Source organism: Acetobacter fabarum (assembly GCF_029069195.1).
GTDB lineage: Bacteria > Pseudomonadota > Alphaproteobacteria > Acetobacterales > Acetobacteraceae > Acetobacter > Acetobacter fabarum_A.
Map to the genome: position 1 here is coordinate 1 of NZ_JARDYK010000025.1, position 5,678 is coordinate 5,678.

The following is a 5,678-nucleotide window of genomic DNA, read 5'->3' on the forward strand; positions in this document are numbered from 1 at the left end:
AACCATAACGCGCCATCGTTTGTGTCTCCTTATGTAAACGGGACACATTTTTGAGACGCCATTTCACCCTGTTCGTAATCCGAAAGCCTTCTGTCCCAAAAACGACGGATTTTGACTACGGTTCGATCATTTTCCGAGACTTGTAGTGCGACCATATCTGTTCTTGAAACCAATCCATTCCTGCCCAGCGTGGTTCCTCCTATCGCTCAGCATGAGACTAGGGGGTAACGTTGCATGAAGACTTTGATTGCCGTTTTTGGTGGCACATTGCTGTATTGGCTATGTGCTTTTCTCTATCTCGGAGCTTTTGACAGCGGGGTGCGAAGTGCCTTCGCTGGTGCTTCAGAAGCCAACCCCAAACCACTCAAAACATACTCACGTGCCAGAAGTATCGTTACTATTTATGGCACCATCACAGAAATAGAACGGTCTATAAACGTCGGCTCTGAATATAATCCGGAATATAAACACATAAAAACAGAAGACAGATGTGGAATCTTCGCCCTGAAAAACACAGACCCACATCATAGATTTAGCATCAGAGAATTTACTTACACCTCCACGTCAAGAGAGCCAAAAGATGTTCTGGTAACATCAATTCCACAAAAAGATGATGATTACATGCATATCGAAATATCTGATGGTTCATGCTCCGCTCATATAACGCTGGATAAGCATGAAACCCACACCATGCTTTATGGATAAAGACCCATGGATATTGATATTGACGGTAACACCTATTGGTTCTGCACTTTATCCGGTGAAATTTCCAGTGTAAGGAAATGGTCAACGACAACCGTGACCACATCGGGCGGTGGCGGCTACATCCACCCAAAATATGGTGGGTTCATCAATCCTCCTGCGGTCAACACCCAAACCCAGAACCATCAAAAATTCTGGATCGTCTCTCCTGATGGCCGGGAAACAGAAATCTACCTGAATAACTTCTCATGTCGGGAAGGTCAGCAGGCAACAATCATATTGGGGCGCACCAAAAGGTGCTAAAACAGGAAATTATCTGGCAATAAAGAATGATACTACGGGAGATGTTTCATTCTTCGACAAGAAGAACTTCATGTCATCTTTCAGTAGCATATGGATGGACTTTCTCAAGGTGAGCGCAATATATTTCGCTGCGATCATAATTGTTGCGATTATTGTTATGCCGTTGTCTGAAGGATTTTACTTTGCTTCAAACAAAGAGCTTGTCAGCTATGTCTGCGGTTTCTTTTTCCTGAGTATGTTAGGCATCGGCTTGGTCCAAGCCTTTGCCAGTCAGATAGTCCAACTCAGTAAATATCAAACCATCATCTACAACACATTGGAAAAAATCCAGAAAGCCAATGTTGACAACGCATACAAAGACGCATTCAGCGGAGTTTATAAATCCATAGAAGACCTCAAACATTATGAAGGCTAAATCTGTGCCAAAACAACAATCCCTTTTAGTGGGCTTGCTTCTTGCTATGTCTGCTACATCGCCTGTTCTGGCACAGACAAGCGGGCAAATGACAGCACCAGTCCATCCTCACGGATGTATTGCTGATGGTGCTGCCGGGGCTGTGGCGGGCCACTTCGTGCGCTCTGGTCATTCCGTAATGGGTGCAATCGTAGGCTGTTCATATGGAGCGTGGCAGCGCCACAAATGGAAAAAAGAAATGAAGGCTTATGATAGTCAAAAACGCACGATTATAACGCCTTCGGACAAGATTGGGTCACATTTTCAAAGCCAGATGGGCAACAATCCATAAGAAAACATACTGGACGTCCAAACCTATTCTACCGTCCGGAAGTCAGTTCTTCACTCACTATTGAGCCACCCTGACAACACGATGGACTGTTGATTTACTGACTTTGAAAATTGCAGCGATCTCCCGCAGGGACATACCATTTTCCGATAAATCACGAATATGGCTTTGCTGTCGTTTGGTCAGACAGTCTGGACGACCGAACTTTTTTCCCGATGCCCGGATTACAGCGAGCCCGGCACGTGTTCGCTCCCGGATCAGTTCACGTTCAAATTCTGCAATTGCCATGAGAATTGTTAGGAGCATGCGCCCGTTGAGGGTACCAGTTTCTGCGCCGATATTCAGTATTCGTACCCTAATACCCTCTTCATCCAGTATCCGCAGCAGATTCAGGACATCCACAGTATCCCGTCCAAGGCGGTCAAGCCGTGCAATCACAAGGCTATCACCCCGTTTCAGTTTGCCCAGAAGCTCCGAAAGCTGAGGACGGACACGGGCCGGGACGGAGCCTGAAATCACCTCTGTGACAATTGTTTCCACCCCTTCACTCTGAAGCGCGAAAATCTGGGGATCATTCACCTGTGCGTCAGTTGAAACCCTTGCATATCCATAACGTGCCATATGGCTGCTTTCGACAATGACCCAACAGGCACACCTGAACTGCATGCCTGAGAGCGTCATCTATCATTATCGTCGTTTTATGTAAACATATTTGGTTCCATGCGATATTATTTATGTATATTATTGAAGTGTATCCCTCAAAATCCGGAATGGAATTTACCCTGACTTTCTCACTCAAATTGCCATTTTTGCGCAGCATGGTAGTAAATACGAAGGCGCCACCGTATTTTCCAAAGGTTCGTTTTTATGTCCATTCTGCTGGCTTCGCAGTGTCGTGCTGCCCGCGCCATGCTTGGCCTTTCCCAGAAAGACCTAGCGCAGCTCGCTGAAGTGGGTTCCAGAACACTGGCTGACTTTGAGACAGGCACACGCTCGCCCCATCACAGAACACTCAAAGCAATCCGTCAGACACTCGAAACAGAGGGAATTCTTTTTATTGATGGGGAAAGCAATCTGGGGCCGGGCGTCAGGCTCAACAGCAATGAACACCCAGCGCTTATGTCAGATATGGAACAGCATGCCCCTGACCTTCAGCACGAACTCAGCCCCAGCGCTTTCCGGTAACCATATAGTTCATTCTCTGCTTATTCCGCATGCTCAACCAATATAATGCATGGCATCATCCTGTCTTCACCTTTGACAGAAAGCTTAAATAAAGTACGTGGCGATAGCCATAAAATTAGGCTTGTGATAAAAACCTTAAATATGGATCATACTACCCTCCCATGTTTAAGGTTTTCACCGTGAACCGTCAGGATTTAATGGGGGGCATCAGAGAGTGTCTGACCCGTCTGCCTCCCCCTTACGAGAGCCATTATGGCGTCGTCCCACCAGCTCCACCTGAAAGTGGGGTATATCTGGACGACATCACAGCCTTGCACTCCCAGGCGATGGCTTCTCTGGGGCAAATTGCAGAATGGGCACGGGCGTCAACTGATCCCTATCTCATTAACAGAACCCTCCGCAGCAGGGAGGCCGTCAGCAGTTCCGCGATGGAAGGCACCCACAGCACCCTTGATGAACTGCTGATCGTTGACGAAGACGATGAACAGGCCACGCAGGAAACACGCCAGGTCAGGGACTATGCGCTGGCCCTTGAAAAATTCCTGCCTCTGGCCGCTGCATCCGGCAGGAGCGTTTTCACACTCGACACCGTGCTGGCACTACATCGGGAAGTCATGAAGCATGACTCATCCTATATCGGCACTCCCGGCGCATTGCGGACGACCGTTGTCTGGATTGGTGGCAGCAGACATAACATCGCCTATTCCACCTACAACCCGCCCCCGCCTGACCGGGTGCCCCAGTGTCTTCAAGACACGCTCGATTATATGGCGGGGGATGGCATGCAGATGATGACGCAGTCACTCATCACGCGGATTGCTATCGCCCATGCTCACTTTGAAGCTGTCCACCCATTCAGAGATGGCAATGGACGGGTTGGCAGACTTCTGATTCCGATGATGCTGGCAGCGGAACAAGAACCACCTCTCTATCTCTCTTCCTACATTGAAGCGTACAAACAGGATTATTATGACGCGCTGAAACAGGCGCAGCAGAAACTGAACTGGCTCCCCCTGATTGCCTTCATGTCACAGGCCGTTATTGGGACTGTGCAGGAATTCAAAACTGTCAGGAAGGCGACCGAGACGCTGAAAGCGGAATGGCTGGGCAGACGCTCCTACAGAAAGAACTCCGCAGCGCTGAGAGCACTGGATGTTCTGATTGATTGCCCAGTCATTACAGCAACACGACTAGGGAAAATTCTAGACATTTCTGCTCCTGCAACCAAGACTGCGCTGGAACAACTACAGGCCGCAGGCATCCTTGTGGAACGCACCGGATATGCCAGAAACCGGATATTTTCTGCACCCGAAGTCATGGCGATCATCAACAGACCATTCTGGGAAAGAAATTAAATTTTAAAAAAGCCGTTCTTTTATATGAAAGAACGGCTTTCATGAAATGGAATATTATATTTTTATTGTTTTGGAATATATTTCATAAACTCAATTACGGCTCGGTAGAGTTCTTTCTTACTTTTCGTTTCGGACATAGAACTCCACAAGTCGAAGCGTTCTGACAACTCCAGTACAGCCTTCGTGACCTCATCAGAATGGCGCATCAAAACGACAAGACTTGCACCGCTAGGACCATTGCGAGCACTCAACCAATTGCCCACTGTTCGTAAATTTGCTCCTGTTAATCGAGCGATATGTTTTATGTGTGCTGGTATGTTTCCAAAATCGCGTCTGAGCGCGTCCGCAATAATGTTTGCAAAAGCCGCTTCCGTATCAGCAGACGGATCTAATGGAAATTTATTTCCATCATCTACGCGAAAATTTCGGTCTTTTTTTGTAAACGACATTCCACATTCCTTTATATTACAAAAACAATTGTCTGAACACGATCGATACAGATCGACCGCACTAAGATCGTGGCGCAAAATGTGGGCGGGTGACTTCTCCGTCTTTAACGCATAGAGCTGGGGATGAGAGTGGAAGCAGTAGGAGCAATAATCCCAGTGCGGGCCGCCCAATATGTGCGGATGTCAACCGACCATCAGAAATACTCCACAGAAAATCAGGCGGAAATTATCGCTGCCTATGCTGGACGGAGGAATTTTCAGATTGTTCGCAATTATGCCGACGAAGGACGTAGCGGCCTCAATATTGCTGGACGTGACTCTCTAAAACGCTTAATTGAGGACGTCCGAAGTGGAGCCGCCGATTTCGAGGCAATTCTCGTCTACGACATCAGTCGTTGGGGGCGTTTTCAGGATGCGGATGAAAGCGCCTATTACGAGTTTATATGCCGCGAACGTGGCATTAACATTCATTACTGTGCTGAACAATTTGATAACGATGGAAGTCTGCCATCTAATGTCATGAAAAGTATCAAGCGCGTGATGGCGGGAGAATATAGCCGCGAGCTGTCCAGTAAGGTTCTCACCGGGCAATGTCGCCTGATTACACTTGGTTATCGGCAGGGAGGCCCTGCTGGTTATAGTCTAAGACGTTTTCTTGTAAACGAGAATAACGAACCCAAGGCTCCCCTCGCTCGTGAGGAACACAAAAATCTTCAAACTGATCGCGTTATCCTTGTCCCCGGACCGGACGAAGAAGTTGAGACGGTCAGCCGGATTTATAGAATATTTATTCTAGAGCATCGTTCAGAACGTGAAATTGCGATAATACTTGACGTGCCCCCCGAAAATGTAACCATTTAAAAGTAGAGTCCGATCAAGAAGGATACGGACGGATGAAACGCAGCCGCTTTACGGAAGAGCAGATCATAGGGATCCTGAAG

General features: G+C 47.6%; 9 protein-coding genes. 7 read left to right on the forward strand and 2 right to left on the reverse strand.

What is annotated here, in order from left to right:
- Nucleotides 1–234 precede the first annotated feature (234 nt).
- The 4 genes from PY793_RS13890 to PY793_RS13905 all read left to right on the forward strand — a co-directional run bounded on the left by PY793_RS13890 (nucleotide 235) and on the right by PY793_RS13905 (nucleotide 1,751).
- Nucleotides 235–705 carry a hypothetical protein gene (locus tag PY793_RS13890; protein WP_275178582.1) on the forward strand — a complete coding sequence of 157 codons (471 nt, stop codon included), beginning with the start codon at nucleotides 235–237 and terminating at the stop codon, nucleotides 703–705.
- A 6-nt stretch (nucleotides 706–711) separates the two neighbouring features.
- Entirely contained in the window at nucleotides 712–1,005 is a 294-nt protein-coding gene (locus PY793_RS13895; RefSeq protein ID WP_275178583.1) for a hypothetical protein, read from the forward strand.
- A gap of 70 nt (nucleotides 1,006–1,075) precedes the next feature.
- The gene (locus PY793_RS13900) at nucleotides 1,076–1,420 is read left to right on the forward strand and encodes a hypothetical protein (RefSeq protein WP_275178584.1); all 345 of its coding nucleotides are present in this window, start codon (nucleotides 1,076–1,078) and stop codon (nucleotides 1,418–1,420) included.
- Nucleotides 1,410–1,751, forward strand: a complete 342-nt coding sequence (locus PY793_RS13905; RefSeq protein ID WP_275178585.1) for a hypothetical protein — start codon at nucleotides 1,410–1,412, stop codon at nucleotides 1,749–1,751. The genes PY793_RS13900 and PY793_RS13905 overlap by 11 nt, the downstream gene beginning before the upstream one ends.
- Before the next feature lie 57 nt (nucleotides 1,752–1,808).
- Here PY793_RS13905 and PY793_RS13910 read toward each other — a convergent pair whose 3' ends face one another.
- The gene (locus tag PY793_RS13910) at nucleotides 1,809–2,369 is read right to left on the reverse strand and encodes a recombinase family protein (protein ID WP_275178586.1); all 561 of its coding nucleotides are present in this window, start codon (nucleotides 2,367–2,369) and stop codon (nucleotides 1,809–1,811) included.
- 246 nt (nucleotides 2,370–2,615) lie between these two features.
- Between PY793_RS13910 and PY793_RS13915 the strand changes: the two genes are divergently transcribed.
- Nucleotides 2,616–2,933: a helix-turn-helix transcriptional regulator gene (locus PY793_RS13915; RefSeq protein WP_275178587.1), complete on the forward strand. Its 318-nt coding sequence runs from the start codon at nucleotides 2,616–2,618 to the stop codon at nucleotides 2,931–2,933.
- A 179-nt stretch (nucleotides 2,934–3,112) separates the two neighbouring features.
- A complete protein-coding gene (locus PY793_RS13920) occupies nucleotides 3,113–4,288 on the forward strand; it encodes a Fic family protein (protein WP_275178588.1) in 1,176 nt (391 codons plus the stop codon).
- A gap of 62 nt (nucleotides 4,289–4,350) precedes the next feature.
- On the opposite strand, the gene PY793_RS13925 is transcribed toward PY793_RS13920, so the two are convergent.
- The gene (locus PY793_RS13925; RefSeq protein ID WP_275178589.1) at nucleotides 4,351–4,737 is read right to left on the reverse strand and encodes a hypothetical protein; all 387 of its coding nucleotides are present in this window, start codon (nucleotides 4,735–4,737) and stop codon (nucleotides 4,351–4,353) included.
- A 129-nt stretch (nucleotides 4,738–4,866) separates the two neighbouring features.
- Between PY793_RS13925 and PY793_RS13930 the strand changes: the two genes are divergently transcribed.
- A complete protein-coding gene (locus tag PY793_RS13930; protein WP_342803937.1) occupies nucleotides 4,867–5,598 on the forward strand; it encodes a recombinase family protein in 732 nt (243 codons plus the stop codon).
- Nucleotides 5,599–5,678: the final 80 nt, after the last annotated feature.

Excerpts from the sequence above, each read along its gene's own strand:
- PY793_RS13900 (WP_275178584.1), top strand. The coding sequence starts at position 1,076 with ATGTCATCTTTCAGTAGCATATGGATGGACTTTCTCAAGGTGAGCGCA.
- PY793_RS13915 (WP_275178587.1), top strand. The coding sequence starts at position 2,616 with ATGTCCATTCTGCTGGCTTCGCAGTGTCGTGCTGCCCGCGCCATGCTT.
- PY793_RS13895 (WP_275178583.1), top strand. The coding sequence starts at position 712 with ATGGATATTGATATTGACGGTAACACCTATTGGTTCTGCACTTTATCC.
- PY793_RS13905 (WP_275178585.1), top strand. The coding sequence starts at position 1,410 with ATGAAGGCTAAATCTGTGCCAAAACAACAATCCCTTTTAGTGGGCTTG.
- PY793_RS13925 (WP_275178589.1), bottom strand. The coding sequence starts at position 4,737 with ATGTCGTTTACAAAAAAAGACCGAAATTTTCGCGTAGATGATGGAAAT.
- PY793_RS13890 (WP_275178582.1), top strand. The coding sequence starts at position 235 with ATGAAGACTTTGATTGCCGTTTTTGGTGGCACATTGCTGTATTGGCTA.
- PY793_RS13910 (WP_275178586.1), bottom strand. The coding sequence starts at position 2,369 with ATGGCACGTTATGGATATGCAAGGGTTTCAACTGACGCACAGGTGAAT.